General features: G+C 62.2%; 23 protein-coding genes. 3 read left to right on the top strand and 20 right to left on the bottom strand.

The genetic code is table 11. The annotated features are described in order from the left end of the window. Nucleotides 1-16: 16 nt before the first annotated feature. Together PVE98_RS05835 and fabB are read right to left on the bottom strand one after the other, a co-directional pair. Nucleotides 17-1,192, bottom strand: a complete 1,176-nt coding sequence (locus PVE98_RS05835; RefSeq protein WP_096073530.1) for an arabinose transporter — start codon at nucleotides 1,190-1,192, stop codon at nucleotides 17-19. Nucleotides 1,193-1,289: 97 nt separating this feature from the next. Further along, nucleotides 1,290-2,510 (bottom strand): beta-ketoacyl-ACP synthase I, encoded by a 1,221-nt coding sequence (gene fabB / locus PVE98_RS05830; RefSeq protein WP_033750590.1) that lies wholly within the window; start codon nucleotides 2,508-2,510, stop codon nucleotides 1,290-1,292. Nucleotides 2,511-2,666: 156 nt separating this feature from the next. Between fabB and mnmC the strand changes: the two genes are divergently transcribed. Next, complete coding sequence (mnmC, locus tag PVE98_RS05825; RefSeq protein WP_096073531.1) at nucleotides 2,667-4,679, top strand: bifunctional tRNA (5-methylaminomethyl-2-thiouridine)(34)-methyltransferase MnmD/FAD-dependent 5-carboxymethylaminomethyl-2-thiouridine(34) oxidoreductase MnmC; 2,013 nt, start codon at nucleotides 2,667-2,669, stop codon at nucleotides 4,677-4,679. A 28-nt stretch (nucleotides 4,680-4,707) separates the two neighbouring features. On the opposite strand, the gene PVE98_RS05820 is transcribed toward mnmC, so the two are convergent. Genes PVE98_RS05820 through prmB form a run of 6 tightly spaced genes read right to left on the bottom strand, consistent with a single transcriptional unit; the run spans nucleotide 4,708 to nucleotide 9,298 of the window. After that, nucleotides 4,708-4,989: a YfcL family protein gene (locus tag PVE98_RS05820; RefSeq protein WP_096073532.1), complete on the bottom strand. Its 282-nt coding sequence runs from the start codon at nucleotides 4,987-4,989 to the stop codon at nucleotides 4,708-4,710. 31 nt (nucleotides 4,990-5,020) lie between these two features. Continuing rightward, nucleotides 5,021-5,566, bottom strand: a complete 546-nt coding sequence (locus PVE98_RS05815) for an elongation factor P hydroxylase (RefSeq protein ID WP_033750599.1) — start codon at nucleotides 5,564-5,566, stop codon at nucleotides 5,021-5,023. A gap of 50 nt (nucleotides 5,567-5,616) precedes the next feature. After that, the gene (locus PVE98_RS05810) at nucleotides 5,617-6,414 is read right to left on the bottom strand and encodes a sulfite exporter TauE/SafE family protein (protein WP_033750601.1); all 798 of its coding nucleotides are present in this window, start codon (nucleotides 6,412-6,414) and stop codon (nucleotides 5,617-5,619) included. Between the two features lie 9 nt (nucleotides 6,415-6,423). After that, nucleotides 6,424-7,248, bottom strand: coding sequence for a penicillin-insensitive murein endopeptidase (gene mepA, locus PVE98_RS05805; protein ID WP_048780928.1), 825 nt, complete (start codon nucleotides 7,246-7,248; stop codon nucleotides 6,424-6,426). 4 nt (nucleotides 7,249-7,252) lie between these two features. After that, a complete protein-coding gene (gene aroC, locus PVE98_RS05800; protein ID WP_096073533.1) occupies nucleotides 7,253-8,338 on the bottom strand; it encodes a chorismate synthase in 1,086 nt (361 codons plus the stop codon). Nucleotides 8,339-8,365: 27 nt separating this feature from the next. After that, nucleotides 8,366-9,298: a 50S ribosomal protein L3 N(5)-glutamine methyltransferase gene (prmB, locus tag PVE98_RS05795; protein WP_096073534.1), complete on the bottom strand. Its 933-nt coding sequence runs from the start codon at nucleotides 9,296-9,298 to the stop codon at nucleotides 8,366-8,368. 160 nt (nucleotides 9,299-9,458) lie between these two features. Here prmB and smrB point away from each other — a divergent pair, with 160 nt between their 5' ends. Then, nucleotides 9,459-10,007, top strand: coding sequence for an endonuclease SmrB (gene smrB, locus PVE98_RS05790; protein ID WP_033750612.1), 549 nt, complete (start codon nucleotides 9,459-9,461; stop codon nucleotides 10,005-10,007). A gap of 32 nt (nucleotides 10,008-10,039) precedes the next feature. Here the strand turns inward: smrB and sixA are convergent, their stop codons facing one another. The 4 genes from sixA to PVE98_RS05770 form a co-directional block, all read right to left on the bottom strand. Further along, entirely contained in the window at nucleotides 10,040-10,522 is a 483-nt protein-coding gene (sixA, locus tag PVE98_RS05785; protein ID WP_033750613.1) for a phosphohistidine phosphatase SixA, read from the bottom strand. Nucleotides 10,523-10,726: 204 nt separating this feature from the next. Next, entirely contained in the window at nucleotides 10,727-12,844 is a 2,118-nt protein-coding gene (gene fadJ, locus PVE98_RS05780; RefSeq protein ID WP_096073535.1) for a fatty acid oxidation complex subunit alpha FadJ, read from the bottom strand. Further along, the gene (gene fadI / locus PVE98_RS05775; protein WP_096073536.1) at nucleotides 12,844-14,154 is read right to left on the bottom strand and encodes an acetyl-CoA C-acyltransferase FadI; all 1,311 of its coding nucleotides are present in this window, start codon (nucleotides 14,152-14,154) and stop codon (nucleotides 12,844-12,846) included. Before fadI ends, fadJ begins: the two co-directional genes overlap by 1 nt. Before the next feature lie 161 nt (nucleotides 14,155-14,315). Further along, on the bottom strand, nucleotides 14,316-14,612 hold the full coding sequence (locus tag PVE98_RS05770) for a YfcZ/YiiS family protein (protein WP_096073537.1): 297 nt from the start codon (nucleotides 14,610-14,612) through the stop codon (nucleotides 14,316-14,318). Nucleotides 14,613-14,973: 361 nt separating this feature from the next. Here PVE98_RS05770 and fadL point away from each other — a divergent pair, with 361 nt between their 5' ends. Then, nucleotides 14,974-16,257: a long-chain fatty acid transporter FadL gene (gene fadL / locus PVE98_RS05765; protein ID WP_033750620.1), complete on the top strand. Its 1,284-nt coding sequence runs from the start codon at nucleotides 14,974-14,976 to the stop codon at nucleotides 16,255-16,257. Between the two features lie 240 nt (nucleotides 16,258-16,497). Here fadL and mlaA read toward each other — a convergent pair whose 3' ends face one another. From mlaA to PVE98_RS05725, 8 genes are read right to left on the bottom strand one after another with little or no spacing between them, the layout of a single operon-like run. Beyond that, entirely contained in the window at nucleotides 16,498-17,262 is a 765-nt protein-coding gene (gene mlaA / locus PVE98_RS05760; protein ID WP_033750623.1) for a phospholipid-binding lipoprotein MlaA, read from the bottom strand. Nucleotides 17,263-17,297: 35 nt separating this feature from the next. Beyond that, nucleotides 17,298-18,509 carry a c-type cytochrome biogenesis protein CcmI gene (ccmI, locus tag PVE98_RS05755; protein ID WP_096073538.1) on the bottom strand — a complete coding sequence of 404 codons (1,212 nt, stop codon included), beginning with the start codon at nucleotides 18,507-18,509 and terminating at the stop codon, nucleotides 17,298-17,300. After that, nucleotides 18,506-18,964, bottom strand: a complete 459-nt coding sequence (locus tag PVE98_RS05750; RefSeq protein WP_033750627.1) for a cytochrome c-type biogenesis protein — start codon at nucleotides 18,962-18,964, stop codon at nucleotides 18,506-18,508. Before PVE98_RS05750 ends, ccmI begins: the two co-directional genes overlap by 4 nt. Beyond that, nucleotides 18,961-19,515, bottom strand: coding sequence for a DsbE family thiol:disulfide interchange protein (locus tag PVE98_RS05745; RefSeq protein ID WP_033750630.1), 555 nt, complete (start codon nucleotides 19,513-19,515; stop codon nucleotides 18,961-18,963). The genes PVE98_RS05750 and PVE98_RS05745 overlap by 4 nt, the downstream gene beginning before the upstream one ends. Further along, nucleotides 19,512-21,470, bottom strand: a complete 1,959-nt coding sequence (locus PVE98_RS05740) for a heme lyase CcmF/NrfE family subunit (protein ID WP_096073539.1) — start codon at nucleotides 21,468-21,470, stop codon at nucleotides 19,512-19,514. Before PVE98_RS05740 ends, PVE98_RS05745 begins: the two co-directional genes overlap by 4 nt. After that, nucleotides 21,467-21,952, bottom strand: coding sequence for a cytochrome c maturation protein CcmE (gene ccmE / locus PVE98_RS05735; RefSeq protein ID WP_033750634.1), 486 nt, complete (start codon nucleotides 21,950-21,952; stop codon nucleotides 21,467-21,469). Before ccmE ends, PVE98_RS05740 begins: the two co-directional genes overlap by 4 nt. Then, complete coding sequence (ccmD, locus tag PVE98_RS05730; protein ID WP_033750637.1) at nucleotides 21,949-22,182, bottom strand: heme exporter protein CcmD; 234 nt, start codon at nucleotides 22,180-22,182, stop codon at nucleotides 21,949-21,951. The genes ccmE and ccmD overlap by 4 nt, the downstream gene beginning before the upstream one ends. Further along, entirely contained in the window at nucleotides 22,179-22,919 is a 741-nt protein-coding gene (locus tag PVE98_RS05725) for a heme ABC transporter permease (RefSeq protein WP_048784707.1), read from the bottom strand. Before PVE98_RS05725 ends, ccmD begins: the two co-directional genes overlap by 4 nt. Nucleotides 22,920-22,974: the final 55 nt, after the last annotated feature.

The raw sequence follows: 22,974 nt of genomic DNA, 5'->3' as shown, positions 1-22,974 counted from the left end.
TGAGACGCCGCGCGCGTCAGGCGCGGCGGGAAAAACGCCAGGTAATGAAGATCCCCAGCAGCGCGCAGCAGGCGCCGGCCACATAGACGGAGCCGTAGCCAAGCGCGGTCGCCAGCAGTCCGGCAAGCGGCCCGCTGGCGCCGTAGGCGACATCCTGAAAGGCGGAGAAACCGCCCAGCGCCGTGCCGCGCACCTGCGGCGAAACGCGTTTTACCACCTCCACGCCCAGCGCCGGGAAAATCAGCGAACAGCCGCAGCCGGTCAGCGCCGCGCCGATAAGCGCTATCCAGCCTTCAGTGGCGAATGCCAATAGCAGCAGACCCGCCGCCTCCACCAGCAGCGAAATCAGCGCGACGCGGATGCCGCCGTGCCGATCCGGCGTGCCGCCGAACAGCAGACGCACCAGCACAAAGGCGACGCCGAACGCCGTCAGGGTAAAGCCCGCGTTGCCCCACTGCTGCGCGGCGAAGTAGAGCGAGGTGAAGGTGCCGATCACCGCAAAGCCGACGCCCTGCAGCGCCAGCGCGAAGCCCGGCTGGAAAATGGTGCGGATCACGCTGACCAGCGACGGCCGCTCGCCGCCCACCACCGGCACCGGACGGATGGCGCTGTTGAGCGCCAGCGCCACCAGCGGCAGCGCCGTGGCCACCGCGCTCAGCAGCGCAAAGCCGCCGTGCTGATGCAGCAGCAGACCGAGCGGCGCGCCGGCCGCCAGCGCGCCGTAGATCGCCATGCCGTTCCATGACATCACCAGACCGGATCGCTTCGCGCCCACCAGCCCCAGCCCCCACGTCAGGTTGCCGGTAAGCAGCAGGCTTTCGCCGAAGCCGAGCAGCAGACGCCCCAGCGCCAGCAGCGCGAATTTAATCAGCGCCGGCGCCGGCAACAGCGCGGCGGCGAGGTAAGCGACGCCCACCAGCATAATCGCCAGCATCCCCTGCTGAGTGGTGCGCTTCGCCCCGTGTCTGTCGGCGCGGCGACCGGCAAAGCCGCGCGTCAGCAGGGTGGCGAAAAATTGCACGCCCACCGCGACGCCGACCATCACGTTATTCATGCCCAGTTCCTGATGCACATAGAGCGGAATAACCGGCAGCGCCAGCCCGGCGGTTAGATAGGTAATAAAGACGGCCAGCGAGGAGCAGGCCAGCGGCAAGGTAGACGCAGCCTGCGGTTCAGTTGCGGTGGTGGTCATAACGGACGTAGCTCCCTGATGTCAAACACGTCTGCACCCGATCCACAAAAAGAAAAAGGGCCGGTCAGACCGGCCCTTTATAAAACATTTTTAGCAATTACGCCTGAAACTTACGCATCGTCAGGGTGGCGTTGGTGCCGCCGAAGCCGAAGCTGTTGGACATTACGGTGGTCAGCGCTTTTTCCGTCGGTTTAGTGACGATGTTCATGCCTTCCGCCGCCGGGTCCGGGGTTTCGATGTTGATGCTCGGCGCGATAAAGCCGTGCTCCAGCATCAGCAGGGTGTAGATCGCTTCCTGTACGCCCGCTGCGCCCAGCGAGTGGCCGGTCATCGCTTTAGTGGCGGAGATAGCCGGCGTGTTGTCGCCGAAAACTTCACGGATAGCGCCCAGCTCTTTCACGTCGCCTACCGGCGTAGAGGTGCCGTGGCTGTTGAGATAGTCGATTGGCGTATCCACGCCGTGCATCGCCATCTTCATGCAGCGCACCGCGCCTTCGCCCGATGGCGCAACCATGTCCGCGCCGTCAGAGGTTGCGCCGTAGCCGACGATCTCAGCGTAGATGTGCGCGCCGCGCGCCAGCGCGTGCTCCAGCTCTTCCACGACAACCATGCCGCCGCCGCCGGCGATAACAAAGCCGTCGCGCTCGCTGTCATAGGTACGAGACGCTTTTTCCGGCGCGTCATTATATTTGGTTGAGAGCGCGCCCATGGCGTCGAACTCGCACGCCATTTCCCAGCACAGCTCTTCGCCGCCGCCGGCAAAGACGATGTCCTGTTTGCCCAGCTGGATCTGCTCGACCGCATTGCCGATACAGTGCGCAGAGGTCGCACAGGCGGAGCTGATAGAGTAGTTTACGCCGTGGATTTTAAACGGCGTGGCGAGGCAGGCAGAAACGCCGGACGCCATCGCTTTGGTCACCACGTAGGGGCCGACCGCTTTCAGGCCGCGCGGACTGCGCATCGCGTCAGCGCCGAATACCTGGAAACGCGGCGAACCGCCGCCGGAGCCGGCGATCAGACCCACGCGCGGGTTGCTCTGATACTGTTCGTCGGTCAGACCGGAATCTTTGATCGCTTCTTCCATGGAGAGGTAGGCATAGATGGACGCATCACTCATAAAACGCACAATTTTGCGATCGATAAGGCCGGTGGTATCCAGTTTGACGTTACCCCAGACGTGACTACGCATGCCGGAATCCTTCATCTCCTGAGAGAAGGTAATGCCGGAACGGCCTTCACGCAGAGAAGCGAGCACTTCCTGCTGGTTATTACCAATGCTGGAAACAATCCCCAGGCCAGTAATCACTGCACGTTTCATTCAGTTGTCCTCATTCCACTTCTTTTTGGATTGACGTGCACTCTAGCTTACACTTGTACGCCGAACAAGTCCGATCAGCCATTTCCTTTTGTAAATTTGCGTCATGTGACCCTGGTCGCTAAAATCGCGCCACTGCCTGAAAAATGAGCCTTTGCCGTGAAATTATCCCCGGTTGAACATGCCCAGCTAAGCTGGAATGAACAGGGTACACCTGTTTCCCGAGCCTTTGACGATGTCTATTTTTCCAATGACAACGGTCTGGAAGAGACGCGCTACGTGTTTCTCGGCGGCAACGATCTGCCCGATCGCTTCGCGCATCATCCGCGCGATCTCTTTATCGCGGCGGAGAGCGGCTTCGGCACCGGGCTTAATTTTCTCATGCTGTGGCAGGCGTTCGACGCCTTCCAGCAGGCGCATCCCGACGCCGCGCTGCGGCGGCTGCACTTTATCAGCGTGGAAAAATTTCCCCTGACGCAGGCCGACTTAACGGCGGCGCATCAGCGCTGGCCGGCGCTGCAGCCCTGGGCCGAGCAGCTGCAGCGGCAATGGCCGATCGCCCTGCCCGGCTGCCAGCGTCTGCTGTTCGACGGCGGACGCGTGACGCTCGATCTCTGGCTTGGCGATATTAATACCCTTATAGAGACTTTTGATGACAGCCTGCATCGTCAGGTAGACGCCTGGTTTCTTGACGGTTTCGCGCCGGCGAAAAATCCCGACATGTGGACGCCGCGCCTCTTCAACGCTATGGCGAAGCTCGCCCGGCCCGGCGGCACCTTCGCCACTTTCACCGCCGCCGGCTTCGTGCGCCGCGGACTGCAGGAGGCAGGTTTTGAGGTCAAACGCCGTAAAGGGTTCGGCGCTAAGCGCGAGATGCTGTGCGGCACTCTGACGCATGCGCCGGAACTGCCCGTCGCGCAGCCCTGGTTCGCGCGACCTGCCGCGCGGGAAAAAGAGACGGCGATTATCGGCGGTGGCGTGGCGAGCGCGGTGCTGGCGCTCGCTCTGCTGCGCCGCGGCTGGCGCGTCACGCTCTACTGCGCCGACGAGGCGGCCGCGCTGGGCGCGTCGGGCAACCGCCAGGGCGCGCTCTATCCGCTGCTGAACCAGCACGATCCGGCGCTGGCGCGCTTCTTTCCTGCCGCCTTTAGCTTCGCCCGTCGGATCTATGATGCGGCGCCGGTAAGCTATGAGCACTGCTGGAGCGGCGTGCTGCAGCTCGGCTGGGATGAGAAAAGCGCCGACAAAATCGCGCAGATGCTGGCGATGGCGCTGCCGGAGGCGATCGCGCGCGGCGTCACGCCTGAAGAGGCGGAGGCGCTGGCGCAGGTCGATCTCGGCGTCGGCGGCGTTTTCTACCCGCTCGGCGGCTGGCTCTCGCCCGCCGAACTCACCGCCGCCCTGCTGGCGCACGGCGAAACCCAGGGGCTGCGCATCCACTGGCTGCACCGGCTGACGCAGCTCTCTCCGGCGGATCAGGGCTGGACGCTGCGCTTTGCCGATGGCAAAACGGCGATGCATCACAATGTGACGCTGGCGACCGGCCATGCGCTCAGCGCCCTGCCGCAAAGCGCGCAGCTGCCGACCTATGCGGTTTCCGGTCAGGTGAGCCACGTGCCCAGCACGCCCGGCCTTGACGCCCTGCAAACCGTACTCTGCTACGACGGCTATCTCACGCCGGTAAGCCCGCAGTTCGGCACGCACTGCATCGGCGCCAGCTATCATCGCGGCGATACCTCGACCGCTTACCGCGAAGAGGATCAGCAGCAGAACCGCACGCGGCTGCTCCACTCGCTGCCGGGCCGCCGCTGGGCGGAAAACGTGGAGGTCAGCGCGCGCGACGCGCGCATTGGCGTGCGCTGCGCCACGCGCGACCATCTGCCGATGGCGGGCGCGCTGCCGGACTATGAGGCGACGCTGGCGCGCTATCAGGATCTCGCTGCTCAGCGCGCGCGCGGCGAAGCTATCGCCGAAGCGCCGCATCACGCGGGCCTGTTTGTGCTGGGCGCGCTCGGCTCGCGCGGGCTGTGCAGCGCGCCGCTCGCCGCTGAAACGCTGGCGGCGCAGATGAGCGGCGAACCGCAGCCGCTGGATAGCGCCACGCTGGCCGCGCTCAGCCCGAACCGCTACTGGGTGAGAAAGCTGCTGAAAGGAAAAAAAGCGGGAAAATAGCATTGGGGCGGCACGCCGCCCCAATGGTTCAGGCGGTCTGACGCGCCTGCAGGAACAGGTTGTCCCACATGCCCACCACCAGCACCTGGTCGCGCGGCGAGAGCTCGCCGGCGGCAATGGCGTTTTGCAGGCTGTTGGCGACCTGGATTTGCAACGCTTCCGGCGTATGGTCGCCCGACTGTTCGATTTCCGCGACCGCGAGGGTCAGGTGACCGCGCAGATAGCCGCTGGCAAACAGCTCGTCATCGCTGGCGTGATCGACCATATCGTCGATCAGGGCCAGAATACGCGCTTCAAATTCTGCGATCATCTCAATTCCTCTTTAATATTGTCTGCACTCATCACAGATCGTCTGGCCAGGGAAACTGTGCTGACGTCAGTGCAGGCGTGCCATAAAAGTCCGCCAGAGCGGCGATAAAACGCGCGGGCCGCGCAGGAATGCCGTTCTCAAGATAAGACATAACCTGAGCATGGACCTTACGCTGAAACGCGACGCGATCCGGCTCACAATCTCCGTCGAGATTGTCACAGCTAACGTTGAACGGGAAGCCCGCTGCAACGCAGAACATCCACTCCAGCGCCTGCGGCTTGATCTCCACGGACTCGAACTGATTTTGCGTCTGGGCGTCGCGGCCATCCGGACAGTACCAGTAGCCGAAATCCACCAGCTTGCGCCGCGCCTCGCCGGCGATGCACCAGTGGGAAATTTCGTGCAGCGCGCTGGCGTAAAAGCCGTGGGCGAACACCACGCGGTGCCACGGCGAACGCTCGTCTGCCGGAAGATAGATGGGTTCGTCGTCGCCTTTAATTAGACGGGTCTGAAACTCGTCGCGAAAGCAGCTATCGAAAATCGTAATCAGTTGTTCGTAATGGTGCGTCGTGTTCATGGTGTCATCGTAAAAACGGCGGCATTATCGCGGCGCCGAGAATGAATGTATTACAGCGCGGCGATCCACGCCAGCAGCGCGCTGCCATGAGCGTCCCACAGCAGCTTCGCGCTCATTACCGCAGAAACGATCACCACCATTGGGCGGATCAGTTTCTGTCCGCGGCTCAGCACCAGCCGCGCCCCAAGCCGTGCGCCGCAGAAGGCGCCGAGCAGCATAATAAAGCCGGTTCCCCAGATCACTTTGCCGCCGAACATAAAGAACAGCAGGCTGGCGAAATTGGAGGTGAAATTCAGAATTTTGGCATGCGCGGTGGCTTTGGCGAGGTTAAAGCCGCAGAGCGTGACAAAGGCGAGCGCGTAGAAGGATCCGGCGCCCGGGCCGAAGAAGCCGTCGTAAAAGCCGACGCAGCCGCCGCCCACCAGCGCATACGGCAGCCCGTAAAGGCGACGCGCGCGATCCTCTTCGCCGAGACGCGGCATCAGCAGAAACCACAGGCCGATGGCGATCAGCAGCAGCGGCAGCACCTGGCGCAGCGCATCGGCGTTCAGGTGCTGGATCAAAATGGTGCCCAGCACCGCGCCGATAAAGGTCATGGCGATATTGAGCCGCTGTTCGCGCAGATTCACCGCGCCGCGGCGGATGAAGTAGAGGCTGGCGGAGAACGAGCCGCCCACGGACTGCAGCTTGTTGGTGGCCAGCGCCTGCGCGGGCGAGAAACCGGCCGCCAGCAGCGCGGGCACGGTAAGCAGCCCGCCGCCGCCGGCGATAGAGTCGATAAACGCCGCCAGCACGGCGACCAGAAACAGCACCCCGACCACTATCGGGCTGACGACGAACCACTCCATGGAGATCCCTTATAAAAGATGTTTATCCAGCAGCGCCTGACACGCCTGCGGCAGCGGCGGCGGCTCACGCTTCACCGGCGCGCCGCTGCCCGGTTTCTTCGGCAGGAACCAGCTCTCCAGCTCGGCGCCGCAGCCGTCGCCTGGCGGCGGTGCAGGCTGATCTTCACAGCCGATGCTGTTGGCCGGGCAGCGCAGACGCACATGCATATGCGCGCGATGCGCGAACCACGGGCGCACCTTGCGCAGCCAGTCACGATCTGCGCCTGCGTCGGCGCAAAGCTGCTTTTTAATTGCTGGATTGACGAAGATACGCGTGACATCGTTGTCTTTCGCCGCCAGTTTAATCAGGCTGTCGATCTCCGGCCGCCAGTGGCGCGCCACCACGCTTTTGTCATCCGCCGTCACCAGATCCAGCGGCTGCGGCTTCAGCAGCTGCTGCGCGCTCCAGCGGGTTTTCGGCAGCTGCAGCCAGATATCGACGTCGAGTCCGGTCTGATGGCTGGCGTGTCCGCTGCTGAAGCGCCCGCCCGCCGCCATGCCCATATCGCCAATCAGCACGTTGCCCAGCTGCAGGTTATGCACCTGGGTGCTGAGACGCTGAATAAACAGGATGAGATCGGGATGGCCGAAATAGCGCCGCTGATCCTGGCGCATCACCTGATAGTCGGGCGCGTTGAGCGGCAGCGCCTGTGCGCCGACGATGCAGCCGTTGGCGAAAGAGCCGATAGACTGCGCGCTGCCCGGGATCGGCTGCTGAATACGCTGCCACGGCGTCGCGGCCAGCCCTGAGGCGCTGAAGAGCAGCGCCGATACGAGAATAAGCAGTGATTTCATGGCGTCACCAGCGCGGCACGGTGCTGTTGACGTCTGCGTTCTGCGCGCGCTGGCGCAGCAGATGATCCATCAGCACGATCGCCATCATCGCTTCGGCGATCGGCACGGCGCGAATGCCCACGCAGGGATCGTGCCGCCCTTTGGTGATCATCTCCACCTCTTCGCCGCTGCGGGTGATGGTCTGGCCCGGCACGGTGATGCTGGAGGTCGGCTTCATCGCCAGGTTGGCGCTGATGGTCTGGCCGCTACTGATGCCGCCAAGGATGCCGCCGGCATGGTTGCTCTGGAAGCCGCTGGCGCGGATCTCGTCGCGATGCTGACTGCCGCGCTGATTCACCACCGCAAAGCCGTCGCCGATTTCGACGCCTTTCACCGCGTTGATGCTCATCAGCGCATGCGCCAGATCGGCGTCAAGACGATCGAAAACCGGTTCGCCGAGGCCCGGCGGCACGTTTTCCGCCACGACCGTGACTTTGGCGCCGATGGAGTCGCCCTCTTTCTTCAGGGCGCGCATCAGCTCGTCCAGCGCCTCCAGCTTGCTGGCGTCCGGACAGAAGAAAGGGTTCTCTTCAACGATGCTCCAGTCCTTCAGCTCGCAGGCTACGTCGCCGATCTGCGCCAGATAGCCGCGCACCACGACGCCGTGCTTCATCTGCAGATATTTTTTGGCAATCGCGCCCGCGGCGACGCGCATCGCGGTTTCACGCGCCGACGAGCGGCCGCCGCCGCGGTAGTCGCGCAGCCCATACTTTTGCTCGTAGGTGTAATCGGCGTGGCCGGGACGGAAGAGATCTTTAATCGCGCCGTAATCCTGCGAACGCTGGTCGGTATTTTCAATCAGCAGGCCGATCGAGGTGCCGGTGGTGACCCCTTCGAAGACGCCGGACAAAATTTTCACCTGATCCGGCTCGCGACGCTGGGTGGTATAGCGCGAGGTGCCGGGACGGCGGCGGTCAAGATCGTGCTGGATATCCGCTTCGGTCAGCGGAATGCCCGGCGGCACGCCGTCAACGATGCAGCCCAGCGCGATGCCGTGCGACTCGCCAAAAGTGGTTACGCGAAAGAATTGTCCGATGCTGTTTCCGGCCATGGTGATTCCTTGTTACGAAGCGTTCGCTCAGTCTTTATAAATAGAGAAGTGATGTTGTGCGTCGACAATCTGCTGGCGCGTCAGCATAAAGACGCCGTCGCCGCCGTTGTCGAACTCCAGCCAGGTAAAGGGCACGTCGGGATATTGCTCGATCATATGCACCATGCTGTTGCCGACTTCGCAGATCAGCACGCCGTTGTCGCTCAGGTAATTCGGCGCGCAGGCGAGAATGCGGCGCACCAGCTTCAGGCCGTCGCTGCCCGCCGCCAGGCCGAGCTCCGGCTCGTGGCGATATTCGTTCGGCAGATCGTCCATATCTTCCGCGTCCACGTAGGGCGGATTGGTGACGATCAGATCATATTTCACCGGCGGCAGCTCGCGGAAGAGATCGGCGCGGATCGGCGTCACATGATGGATCAAACCGTGATCCTCGATATTCTGCTCGGCCACCGCCAGCGCGTCATAAGAGATATCCACCGCGTCCACTTCCGCTTCCGGGAAGGCGTAGGCGCAGGCGATAGCGATGCAGCCGCTGCCGGTGCACATATCGAGGATATGGCGCGGCGCGTCGGCGATCAGGCCGGCGAAGCGGTTTTCAATCAGTTCGCCGATCGGCGAGCGCGGCACCAGCACGCGTTCGTCGACATAGAACTCGTGGCCGCAGAACCAGGCTTTATTAGTGAGGTAGGCAACCGGTATACGCTCGTTGACGCGGCGGATAACGCGCTCAACGATGCGGTGACGCTCGCTGGCGGTAAGGCGCGCGCTGCGCATATCTTCCGGAATATCCAGCGGCAGCCAGAGCGTGGGCAGGACCAGTTGTACCGCTTCGTCCCACGGATTGTCGGTGCCGTGACCGTACCAGATCCCGGCGGCGGAAAAACGGCTGACCGCCCAGCGCAACATATCCTGAATGGTGTGCAGTTCGTTGACTGCCTCATCGACGAAAATTTTGTCCACGTAGCCCTCCGCAGGCCCAATTGCTAAATCGGCCGATAGTGTGCCATGAAGCCGGGGAGAATTCAGCGCAGCAAGGTGAAAAAGCTGACAATTAGCGGATCGGGCGGTAAGGTAACGCCATTCGCTGTTTTCCAGCCTTATCAGACAAGATTCGCCTGCAATGAGTAAAAAAACATCTCTTAACGACGACGACAAAGCGCTGTTTCGCCAGCTAATGAGCGGCACGCGCAAAATAAAGCAGGATACCGTAGTGCATAAGCCCGCGGTGAAAAGCCGCGAGCTGCCGCTGAAGCGGCTGATTTCCGAACAGGTGGACAATAGCCACTACTTTTCCGACGAGTTTCAGCCGCTGCTGGCGACCGACGGCGCGACGCGCTACGTGCGCGCTGACGTCAGCCACTACGAGCTGAAAAAGCTGCGGCGCGGCGACTATACGCCGGAGATTTTCCTCGACCTGCACGGCTTAACGCAGCAGCAGGCTAAACAGGAGCTGGGCGCGCTGATCGCCGCCTGTCGTCGCGAGCATCTGTTCTGCGCCAGCGTCATGACCGGCCACGGCAAGCATATTCTCAAGCAGCAGACGCCGCTCTGGCTGGCGCAGCATCCGTACGTGATGGCGTTCCATCAGGCGCCGAAAATGTTTGGCGGCGACGCGGCGCTGCTGGTGTTGATCGAGGTAGAGGAGTGGCAACCGCCCGAGCTGCCTTGAGAAGGGATGGGCCGCTGCGCGGCCCGCGGGCGTTAGATGGCTTTCGCCAGTTTAGAGGGGCTGACCTGCCACAACAGCTTGCCTTCGCAGCTGGCGGGATCGAAATCGACGCAGGCGATGGCGGAGGTGGCGAACATCGGCGGCGCTTCCTGCGGGCAGAGTTCTGAAACCAGATAGCCGACCAGCGGCAGATGCGAAATCACCATCGCCGATTTCACGCCCTGATTTCCCAGCGCCTGCAGATAGCAGGCCACGAGCCCAGGATCGCCACCAGGCGTCAGCTCCGGCAAAATCTCCTGCCCTTCCGGCAGATTCAACGCTTCGCGTACCGTCGCCAGCGTCTGCTGGGCACGAAGATAGGGACTGACCAGCACACGTTCTACATCCACCGTCTGACTGTTAAGCCAGCTCGCCATCTGGCGTGATTCATCACAGCCACAATGGGTGAGAGGTCGGACCGAATCACTGGCGGCTTCAAGAGCAGCATCGCCGTGACGCATGATAAAAACTTGCATAAAGCACCGCTGTTGTTTGTCGATATCGCCTGACGCGGAAGCGCCTGACTCTTCATTCTGCGAATGAACGCTGTGTTGTACCCCAATGACTTGAGTATAGTCAACCGGTTGTTTATTTAATAAGCGCTTCTCAGAATCGTGCCGCGCCGCCTGCTCTGACGGCGCTTTTCTAACCCGCTGAATCGGTGCGGATATTCCATTCGGTCAGGAAATGTAAAATTTCCTTCCCTGCTCTTCCGCCTCCAGCAGCGCCTCGCATGGGGCAAAACGGTCGCCATACTGGCGCATTAAGGCGCGTAATGTTTGCGCGATATCCGCCGCGCCGCGCTGGTTCATATAGCGGAACGGCCCGCCGAGAAACGGCGGAAAGCCGATGCCGAATACCGCGCCGACGTCGCCGTCGCGCGCGCTGCGGATCACCCCTTCGTCGAGACAGCGCGCCGCCTCGTTCAGCATCATCATCATGCAGCGCTCGGCGATTTGCGCTTCGCTCAGCTTCGCCGCGGGCTGCACGCCGAGCAGCGGATAGATTGCCGGATCCGGCTTTTTGCCGCCGCGCCGACCGCCGCCATAAAGGTAGAAGCCTTTGCCGTTTTTACGCCCTTTGCGATCGTCCTTCAGCACCGCCTCAAAAGCGGCTGGCGCGGCGAAGCGCTCGCCGTAAGCCTGCTGCAGCACTGGCGTGATCTTGCTGCCGACGTCGATACCGACTTCGTCCAGCAGCTGAATCGGGCCGACGGGAAAGCCCGCCCGGACCAGCGCGCGATCGATATGCTCCACCGATTCGCCCTCCAGCAGGCAGCGCATCGCTTCATTTATATAGGGCGCGAGAATGCGATTCACATAGAACCCGGCGCGGTCCGCCACGACAATGGGCGTTTTGCCCTGCTTTTTCGCCAGCGCGACGGTGGTGGCCAGCGTCTGCTGCGACGTGCCGGCATGCGGGATCACCTCTACCAGCGGCATCTTTTCCACCGGACTGAAGTAGTGCAGGCCGATAACGTTTTCCGGCCGCTGCGCCTGGGCTGCGATATCCGCGATCGGCAGCGAAGAGGTATTTGAGGCGAAAATGGCGTGCGGCGCGCAGTGGGCTTCGACTTCGGCGACCATTTGCTGTTTGAGCGGCAGATCTTCGAACACCGCCTCAATCACCAGATCGCGCTGGGCGAAGCCCTGATAATCGGTGCCGCCGGTCATGCGCGCCATCTGCTGCTGGCGCTGCGCCGCGCTGATCTGACGCCGTTTGACCTTTTTGCTCAGACCTTCCCAGCTCGCTTTCAGCGCATGGTTGACGCCCTGCAGGTGAATATCCTTGATGCGGACCGGCAGCCCGGCGTTGATCGCCGTGACGCTGGCGATGCCGCCGCCCATCAGCCCGCCGCCCAGTATGCCGACCTGCCGCAGCGTGCGCGGCTCGGCTTCGGCGCCGGTCTCTTTTTTCATCGCCGTGCTGGCGAAAAACAGGCCACGCAGCGCGGCGGATTGCGGCGTCATCGCCAGTTCGCCGAAGGCGCGCGCCTCCGCCCGATGACCCGCCTCGCTGCCCTGCTCGATGCCGGTGCGCACCACGTCAATAATGCGCTGCGCGGCCGGGTAGTTGCCGTGCGTTTTGCGCGCGGTTTCGCGCTGCGCCAGCGCAAAGAGCGCGTGGCGCGCCAGCGGCGCCTGCATTACGCGATCGCGCAGCGGCAGCTCGCGCGCGGCATGCCTGCCCTTCAGCACGCGCGCCGCCGCGGTTTCCAGCAGGATCGCCTGCGGCACCACATCATCCACCAGCCCCATCCTGCGCGCCTGCTTCGCCCGCAGGGTTTTACCGGTGAGTATCAGCGGCAGCGCCTGCCGCAGCCCGATAAGTCGCGGCAGGCGCTGGGTGCCGCCCGATCCCGGCAGCAGTCCCAGCTGGACCTCCGGCAGACCGAGTCGGGTTTTATCGTCCAGGGTACAGATGCGCGCATCGCAGGCGAGCGCCAGCTCTAGCCCTCCGCCCAGGCAGGCGCCGTGGATCGCCGCCACCACCGGAAACGGCAGCGCCGCGAGCGCCGCCATCGCTTCCTGGCCTTGTCGCGCCAGCGACTCCGCCTGCTCGGCGCTGCGGCAGTCGGCGATCATGCTGATATCGGCGCCGGCGATAAAATTGTCAGGCTTGCCGGAGATCAGCACCAGGCCGGCCAGCTGCGCATCGCGCCGCGCCTCGTCAATGACCGCCGTCAGCTGCTGCGCAAAGGCGGCCCGCAGCGTATTCATTTTTTCGCCCGGCACGTCGATGACGATGACGCCGACGTGATCCGGCCGCATCCGTAAAGAGAAAGCGTTCTGCTCCATTATTCCGCCTCCAGAACCATGGCCGCGCCTAAGCCGCCTGCCGCGCAGGCGGTGACCAATGCCAGCCCGCCGCCGCGACGTCGCAGCTCATGCAGCGTTTGAGTAATCATGCGCGCGCCGGTGGCGGCGAAAGGGTGCCCGTAGGCGATCGAGCCGCCGAGCACGTTAAAGCGCGCTTCATCGACCTCGCCCAGCGCATGCGGACGGTTAAGTTTTTCCCGCGCGAAGCGTTCGTCGTTGAAGCACTGCAGGTTGCAGAGCGTCTGGGCGGCAAAGGCTTCGTGCATATCGATCAGCGTCAGATCGCTCAGCGCGACGCCAGCGCGATCCAGCGCCAGCGGCGAGGCGTAGGCGGGACCGAGCAGCATGTCCTGCTGCACGTCGATGGCGGTAAAGGCGTAGCTGCGCAGATAGCCCAGTGGCGGAATGCCCAGCTCGCGCGCGCGTCCTTCGCTCATCAACACCACCGCCGCCGTGCCGTCGGTAAGCGGCGTGCTGTTGGCCGCCGTGACGCTGCCGTGCTGGCGGTCAAACGCCGGCCGCAGCCGCGCATAGTCTTCGATTTTCGCCGCCATGCGCACGTTGTTGTCCTGCTCGATGGGCGCTTTCCACGGCGGCGCGAAGGCGGGCATCACCTCCTGCTGCAGCACGCCGGATTGCCAGGCGCTGGCGGCGTGCTGATGCGACCGCAGCGCCAGCGCATCCTGCGCCGCGCGGCTAATGCCGTGCGTTTTCGCCATCTGCTCCGCCGTATCGCCCATGCGCAGGCCGGTGGAGTACTCGGCGACGGCGGGCGGAACCGGCAGCAGATCGCGCGGCCGCAGGCGACGCAGAATCTGCGCTTTCTGCCCCAGGCTGCGCGCCTTGCTGAGATCGAGCAAGGCGCGCGCCAGGGTTTTGCTGACGCCGATCGGCAATACCGATGAGGAATCCGCGCCGCCCGCGATACCCGCGCGGATGGTGCCCGCCATCAGGCTTTCCGCTACGTTGGCGACCGCCTGAAAGCTGGTAGCGCAGGCGCGGCTGACGCTGTAGGCGTCAGTATGCACGCTCAGCCCGCTGCTGAGCACGATTTCCCGCGCGATGTTGGGCGCTTCCGGCATCTGGATCACCTGCCCGAACACCAGCTGCTCTATCGCCTCGACCGGCAGTTCGCTGCGCGCCATCAGTTCGCTTACCACCATCCGGCCCAGTTCCACGGCAGGAATGCCATGAAAACCTGTCGCCTGACGCAGGAACGGCGTGCGAAGTCCGTGGGTAATGGCGATGCGATCGCCCGCACGCGTCAGCAACGGCTGCGCTTTGCTCATCTGTTTCACCTGTGAATGTTGACCGGGCGTCATTGCCCTGAGAGGTCTGACCTGATCCACAGTGTTAACGACAAGCGGGCGCGCCGCCAATCAGGAAAGAAAAAAAGTGCGAGGGGAAACACGAAAATGAAAAACGCCGTTAAGCAACGGCGTTCAGAGGCTTAGCGCAGGCCCAGCTGAAAAATCAGGGTTTCCGCCTGGCAGGCGAAGGTGAAATCGATATCCAGCTGCACGCCGTTGTCGCGCTCATCGAAGCGGGCCTCGATCTGGCAAGGATCTGACTCTATCTGCCGCGCTTTTTCCGTCAGGCTCGCCAGTTTCGCTTCCGCCTCGCTGCGCTGCGCGAACCACTCTGACCAGCTGGCGGTGCAGTCACTGTTATCCATCACGGTGCCGACATCCACGCAACAGCAGGCAGCGGTTTCATTGGCGCTGCATTTATTCATGGTATTGGTCATTGTGTTCTCCTGGGGATAAATCTGTTAGCGATCTGGATTAACGCCCGAAATTTTACGCCTCCGGTTTGAAATGCGCTATGTCAGACTCGCTAAGTGACGAATATCACAATAAAATTTGATCCAAAACAAATTAGAGTCGCTATGCTGCTCTCTGCTCCGCTCTTTTTGTTAAGCGGATCGAAATTTTGCAGATCAATTCAGAAATATTTTAAAAACAATATTGCAACATCTACACAGGTCAGACCTATACTTGCCGCACTGGTCTGATTTGTCAGCTTCTGGTCAGTCCCTACAATCCGCCGACCCTTGTTACGCGATGTAACAATTACAGTTTAATAATAATTCACATGAGGTTGTGGTCATGAGCCATAAAAACCTGTTCGCAAAGTCAGCCGTGGCGGCTGCAGTGGCGCTTGTCTCTTCACACGTATACGCAGCGGGCTTTCAGCTTAACGAATTCTCCTCTGCCGGTCTGGGCCGCGCCTATTCCGGCGAAGGCGCGATGGGCGATACCGCCGCCTCGGCCAGCCGCAACCCGGCGACTATGGCGCTGATGGATCGTCCGATGTTTTCTGTCGGCGCGGTCTTTATCGATCCCGATGTCGATATTACCGGCAACAGCCCGACTGGCCGCAGCCTCGACGCCAGCAATATCGCGCCAACGCAGTGGGTGCCTAATATTCACTATGTGCAGCCGATTAACGATCAGTGGTGGATTGGCGCGTCCGCAACCTCAAACTATGGTCTGGCAACGGAATTCAACGACGGCTATACCGCTGGCGGCTACGGCGGCAAGACCGATCTGATGACCGGCAACCTTAATCTCAGCACCGCCTATCGTCTTAACGAGCACTTTAGCTTCGGCGTCGGCTTCGACGCGGTTTACGCGCGCGCCAAGATTGAGCGCTACGCGGGCGAAGCAGGCGCGGCGCTCGGCATTCCCGCCGATACTCAGGTGGCTCATCTGAAGGGCGACGAGTGGGGCTACGGCTGGAACGCGGGTATCCTGTATGAGGTGGATAAAAATAACCGCTTTGGTCTGAGTTATCGCTCGGAAGTAAAAGTCGATTTCGACGGCGACTACAAGAGCAGCCTGCCCTCTTCGATTAACCGCATCAATCAGGCAGCCAATTTAGGTCTTCCTTACGCTACCGGCGGTTCCACCATTCCGGGCGCGCTGACGCTAAACCTGCCGGAGATGTGGGAAGTGTCCGGCTGGCATAAAGTGGCGCCGCAGTGGGCAGTGCACTATAGCCTGGCCTACACCAGCTGGAGCCAGTTCCAGGAGCTTAAGGCGACCGGCTCCAACGGCCAGACCCTGTTCTATAAAGATGAGAGCTTCAAGGATGCCTACCGTATCGCGCTGGGCACCACCTACTATTACGATCAGAACTGGACTTTCCGTACCGGCATCGCCTTTGATGACAGCCCGGTTCCGGCGGACAAGCGCTCTATCTCTATTCCCGATCAGGATCGTCTCTGGCTGAGCGCCGGCGCTTCGTACGCCTTTAATGACGACGCTTCGGTCGATGTGGGCGTCTCTTATATGCACGGCCAGCACGTCACGGTGGAAGAAGGCCCATATACCTTTAACTCGGTGGGCAAAGCCTGGCTGTACGGCGCGAACTTTAACTACAAGTTCTGATGCTGAGGTTAGGATATAAAAATAGCGACCCCTGGGTCGCTATTTTTAATGGTATGCACTAATCGTAAAACGCGCGTGGCATGGGCAGAAGAGCAAAGCGTCCCGCGCCAGGGATGGCGCGGGCCGAGCTGGCAGGGATGCCGCTTTTTGCGTCTTTGCGATCGGCCCATGCCACGCGCGTAGGCACCTTAGCTGAAAAAAATGGCGACCCCTGGGTCGCCATGGCTATTTTTACCGCCGTTACTGCGCGTCGATATCTTTCAGATCGTCCTGAATCGCGCTGGCGTTCGGGTTCTCTTCCGGCTTCAGACGACCGCCGTTCGCCAGAAAATCGTGACGCTGGAAATAGGCGTTGCGAATAAAGGCGTAGGGATCCGACTGCTGCTTCAGCAGCGCATCCGAGTCTAGCAGCTGCGCGCGCGTCTCCACCCCTTCCAGCGTCCACTTAGCGATAGACATCGGCCAGGTCAGCCAGCCCAGCACCGGATAGAGCGTATCGACGTAGTCGCCGCCATCTTCGCGGATGGTGAAACTGCCGTAGGCCGGCAGCTCTACGTAGGGACCGTAGCCGACGCCGTAGTGGCCGAGCGTGCTGCCGAAACGGTGCGGCACTTCACGCGCCAGCTCCGGGTTCGCCTTGCCCGCCACATCGATAAAACCGCCCAGACCCAGAATCGAGTTCAGGAAGAAACGGGTAAAGTGAATCCCCGCCTGGCGCGGCTCGCCGACCAGAATCGAGTTCACCATGCTGGCCGGCTCTTCCAGGTTGCCGAGGAAATTGCTTAAGCCCGTACGCGCCGGCACCGGCACGTAGTCGCGCCACGCCACCGCGACAGGACGCAGCACGTAAGGATCCAGCACGTTGTAGTTAAAGTTGAACATCGTGCGGTTAAAGCCTTCAAGCGGATCGCTGCGCTGCGCAGGCGCCTCGCTGTCCGGCTTTGAGCTGGCGCATCCAGCCAGAATGACGCTGGCCAAAACCAGGCTGGTCAGGCGGTAAGCCATTGTTATCTCCCTGTGCGGTTTAATGAAGTATCGCTTCAGGGCTGCTGTTGATTAATCTCCACAGCCATGTGCTGATGACCATCCCAGGGCGTCACCGCGCTCAGACCAAACCAGTCGCCGGATTGGGGACTGGCGCTGCCGTCGCGAGAAATACGCACCCGAACCTGCACCTGATGCTGCGCCGAAAGCAGGCGCTCAGGCATCATGGCATTGCTGTCATCCAGCGTAAGCGATAACGGAAAGTGGCTCAGCGGCAAGCGCTTAACGGCCACGGGCACCGGTGAAACACCGTCAGAAACAGAAATATACATGACTCCGCCCGGCGGTAACATTTTTTCTGCCTCCGGCGTCAGCGTCACCGTCAGCGCCAGCTGCGTATTCTGCTGACCGGCGTCGGTTTTTGCTTGTTCAATGCTGCGCTCGATCATCACGCGGCGGCGATCGTCGGCCGGAATCTGTTTCAGCATAGCCTGCCAGCTGCTAATCGCCTGGTCATACTGCTGCTGTTCATAGGCGTTAAACGCCAGCAGGCCGAGCGTGCGCAGGTTGCCGCCATCTTCTTTCAGCATATCTCGCAGCATCAGGCCCGCCTGGCGGTTATCCTGCGGATCGCTGGAGCGGGTCAGTACTTCAGCATAGTCCTGTTTCAGGGCGAGGTTGTTGGGCGCGAGCTGCAGCGCATGCTCGAACGCCTGGCTGGCGCTGGCGGCATTGTTAAGCACCATGCCGAGACGACCCAGCATGGTCCAGTCGTTCAGGTTATCAGGCTGCGCCTGCAGCGCGGTACGCAGCCCAAGCTGGAGTCGCGCCAGCTCCTCCATGGTCAGCGGCTTCGCCTGCGGATCCATCACCCGCGCGCGCAGCGCCGGATATTCCTGCTGCACCTGCATCCAGCCGGCGACCTGCGTCAGGCCGCCGCTTTTCAGATAGAAGCCGAGCGACACCGCGATCAACGCTACCACGCCGGGCAGCAGTACCAGACGGCCGCTGGCGCGCGACGGCGCGGCATGCTGCGGCGGAATATCGGTCAGCAGCGTCTGCTGCAGTTCACTCACCATGGTGGCGCGCTCGCCGATAACGCCCTGCGCCTCATCCTCTTCCAGCTCGCGCAGACGCTGATGATAAAAGTCGGTATTAAGGCGATCGCGATCGGCCTCGCTCGCCTGGCGCTGACGCCAGCCTGCGCCGAGAAACAGGGCGCTGGCGGCCGCCAGCAGAATAATAATGCTTATCCACAAAGCGCTCATTTCAGCTTCCCGTCGCGTTTCAGTATCGCCGCAAGGCGCTGTTGATCGGTATCGTCCAGCTCGCTGCGCGTTTTACGCTGGCGACTGCGCAGGACGATTACCAGACCGCCGAGCACGGCGAACAGCGCCGGGCCGACCCAGAGGATCAGCGTCGACGGCGTCACCGGCGGCTCATAGGTGACGAAATTGCCGTAGCGCGCCACCATATAGTCGATGATTTGCTGGCGGCTCTGGCCCTGCTTCATCAACTCATAGACCTTGAGGCGCATATCCGCCGCGATCATCGCATTCGAATCGGCGATGCTGTTGTTCTGGCACTTCGGGCAGCGCAGCGAGGCGGTGAGATCGCGGTACTGCTCCTCCTGCGCCACGGAGTCGAACTGGTAAGTGTCGATCGCCGCCCACAGGCTGACGCTAAACAGCAGGCCGCAGAGCATCAAAAGCAAGCGCTTCATACGCCCTCCTTGCTGTATTTCCGCCACAGCGGCAGCACTTCCTGCTGCCAGACGCGCGCGTTGAGATCGCCCGCGTGGCGGTAGCGGATAATGCCGTTGCCGTCGATCAGGAAGGTTTCCGGCGCGCCGTAGACGCCGAGATCCAGCCCCAGCATGCCGTCGCCGTCATAAAGGCTAAGCGCATAAGGGTTGCCCAGCGTATTGAGCCAGGTCACCGCTTTAGTGCGATCGTCTTTGTAGTTGAGGCCCACGACGCGAATGCCCTGCTCTGCCAGCTGGTTGAGATACTGATGCTCCGCGCGGCAGGTCGGGCACCAGGTTGCCCAGACGTTCAGCAGGATCGGTTTGCCGTCGTTGAGGACTTTCTGGTCGTAGATCTTGCCGGGCCGATCGAGCGCTTCCAGCTTAAACAGCGGTACCGGCTTGCCGATCAGCGCCGACTCCAGCCGGGTCGGATCGTCGCCGCCGGCGTTGCGCGACAGCTGCCACAGCAGCGCCGCCGCCAGCAGCAAAAACAGGATCAGCGGAATAAAGAGAATTTTCTTGTTCATGCCCGTTCCTCACGCGCGGCTTTTTTCCGCGAGCGGTAGCGCGGATCGAGCAGGCAGAACAGGCCGCCGACCGCCATAAAAACGCCGCCGAACCAGATCCAGCGCACAAAGGGTTTGTAGTAGATGCGCACCGCCCAGGAGCCGTTATCCAGCTCTTCGCCCAGCGCGGCGTAGAGATCGCGCGTGAAGCCGCCGTCGATCGCCGCCTCGGTCATCATGGTGCGCGCCGCGGTGTAGAAACGTTTTTCCGCGTGCAGCACCGCTTCCGGCTTGCCGTTGCGGCTGACGTCGATAATGCCGACGCCGCCGCTGTAGTTAGGCCCCTGCAGGTTATGCACGTCGCGGAACACGAAGTGGTAACTGTGAATATCAATACTGTCGCCCGCTTTCATGCGCACGTCGCGCTCGACGCTGTACTGGGTGCTGAAGGCGATGCCGATCACCGTGACGCCGACGCCGATATGGCCCAGCACCATGCCCCAGTGGCTGCGCGACAGATGGCGCAGGCCGGGGAAAAAGGAGTGTCGGTGAGTGGCGCGCTCGTGCAGCTCCATGAGCGTCAGCACCAGGATCCACACCGACATCAGCAGTCCCACTACCGTCATCGCCTCGATGCGATCCTGCAGCAGCCAGGGCAGCAGAATGGCGCTGGCCAGCGTCACCACCAGCGCCAGCGCCAGACGCTTCCACAGCTTCTGCGGCTCGTCGCGACGCCAGCGCACCAGCGGCCCGATGCCGAGCATCAGCGCGAACGGCGCCATCAGCCAGCTGAACATGGTGTTAAAGAAAGGCTCGCCTACGGAGATGCTGCCGAGACCGAGCTGCTTGTGCACCAGCGGCAGCAGCGTGCCGAGCAGCACCACCAGCATGGCGGCGATCAGCAGCACGTTGTTGCCGAGCAGGAACGATTCGCGCGACCAGGTTTCGTTCTGCACGCGGCTGCGCACCTGCCCGCCCTTAATGGCGTAGAGCAGCAGCGAGCTGCCGATCACAATCACCAGGAAGGCGAGGATAAACATGCCGCGCGCCGGATCCGAGGCGAAGGAGTGCACCGACACCAGCACGCCGGAACGCACCAGAAAGGTGCCGAGCAGGCTAAGGGAAAAGGCGGTGATCGCCAGCAGCACCGTCCAGGCTTTAAAGGTGCCGCGCTTTTCCGTCACCGCCAGCGAGTGCATCAGCGCGGTGCCCGCCAGCCACGGCATAAAGGAGGCGTTCTCGACCGGATCCCAGAACCACCAGCCGCCCCAGCCGAGTTCGTAATAGGCCCATGCCGAGCCGAGCACGATGCCGATGGTCAGAAACACCCAGGCCGCCGTGGTCCAGGGGCGCGACCAGCGCGCCCAGGCGGTATCCAGCCGACCCGCCATCAGCGAAGCGATGGCGAAGGCGAAGGCTACCGAGAAGCCGACGTAGCCCATATAGAGCAGCGGCGGATGGAAGATCAGGCCGATATCCTGCAGCATCGGATTGAGGTCGCGCCCGTCGATGGGGAAGTCCGGCAGCGTGCGGGTAAAGGGATTCGAGGTGAGAATAATAAACAGCAGGAAGCCGAGATTGATCATGCCCATCACCGCCAGCACGCGCGCCAGCGCATCCTGCGGCATGCCGCGGCTGAAAATCGCCACCAGCAGCGTCCAGCTGCTGAGCAGCAGCACCCAGAGCAGCAGCGAGCCTTCGTGCGCGCCCCAGGTCGCAGCGATGCGGTAATACACCGGCAGCAGCGTGTTGGAGTTGGCGGCGACATAGCCGACGGTAAAGTCGTTAACCACGAAGGCGTGCACCAGTACGAGGAACGCCCCGGCGATGCAGAGGAACAGACCGCTCGCAAGCGGACGCGCCAGCCCCATCAGACGCGCATCCTGGCGCACCGCGCCCCACAGCGGATAGACGCTCAACAGCAGCGCGATGCCCAGCGCCAGGCAGAGCAGAAAACTTCCAACTTCTGGCATCATGACTGGGTTCTCGCCTGTTCCGCCAGCGCCTGCGGGCTCTTGTGATTCTTCTTCATCGCATCCTCGATTTCCGGCGGCGTGTACTTCTCGTCATGCTTCGCCAGCACCTCTTTGGCGTTGACCAGGTTGCCCTCTTCCAGCACGCCCTGCGCGACGACGCCCTGCCCTTCGCGGAACAGGTCCGGCAGAATGCCTTCGAAGCTGACGCTGACCACGCCGTTGGCGTCGTAAAGCTTAAAGGAGACGGCCAGCGTATTCGGGTCGCGCTTCACGCTGCCCGGCATCACCATGCCCCCGACGCGCAGGCGCTGCCCCGCTTCCGGCTTCTGATGATCCTCGCCTTTGCCGTAGAGGATTTCGCTCGGCGTGTAGAACAGGTCAATATTGGAACGCAGCGCATACATAACCAGCGACGTGGCGAGGCCCAGCCCCACCAGGATCGCCACAACAACGTACAGGCGCTGACGACGACGGGTATTCACATTGGATCTCCTGCCGCTTCACCGGCGGCTTGTTTCATTTTCGCCGAACGGATACGGCGCTCCCTGGACTGACGCTGGCGGATCTCAGCCAGCAGGCGGCGGCGCTGCAGCAGCGTATGCAGCAGCAGCCCGCCAAGCGGAACAAGGGTGCAGATCACCGCCAGCCAGACGTAAAAGGCGTAGCCGCCCATGGCGAAAAAGGCGGAGAGGGAAGAGAAAGCAGGCGTCATGCTTTGCGGCCTCCGTTGGCGAGGTTCGCCACCCAGGGGCGGTGACGCTCGGTGTAGAGGATAAGGTTACGCAGGCGCATCAGCGTCAGCGTAACGAACAGCAGCAGATAGCCGAGGATCGCCCAGCGCAGCGGCGTGCGCATGCTCGGCGCAATCGCCTGCTGCAGAATGCCCGACGAGCCCTGATGCAGGGTGTTCCACCACTGTACCGAGAAGTGAATGATCGGCAGGTTGACCACGCCGACCAGGATAAGAATGCCGGCCGCGCGTCCCGCCGTGCGGCGGTCGTCAAACGACTGATAGAGCGCTATCACGCCCATATAGAGGAAGAGCAGCACCAGCTCCGAGGTCAGGCGCGCGTCCCAGATCCACCAGGTGCCCCACATCGGCTTGCCCCAGGCGGAGCCGGTGATCAGGGCGATAAAGGTGAAGACTGCGCCGACCGGCGCCATCGCGGTAGAGACCAGGTCGGCCATCTTCATCTGCCACACCAGGCCGGTAAACGCGGCGACCGCCATCGCGGCGTAAACGCCCATCGACCACATCGCCGCCGGAACGTGGATGTACATAATGCGGAAACTATCGCCCTGCTGATAGTCGGCCGGCGCGAAACCAAAGCCCCAGATCCAGCCGAGCAGCAGCGTCGCCGCGCCCGCCACGGCAAACCAGGGAATTAAACGCCCGCAGAGCTGATAGAGCCGCTCCGGCCTTCCCAGCTGATGTAACCATTTCCACATGTTGCATTGCTCACAGGTTAAAAAATCATTCCCGACATGTCTGACGCATGTGCGG

The sequence above is a fragment of the Pantoea sp. GABEPS69 genome, from assembly GCF_045780835.1.
GTDB classification, from domain to species: domain Bacteria; phylum Pseudomonadota; class Gammaproteobacteria; order Enterobacterales; family Enterobacteriaceae; genus Pantoea; species Pantoea septica.
Note: the sequence above shows the minus strand (reverse complement) of the source record. Positions and strands in the feature narration are given on the sequence as shown.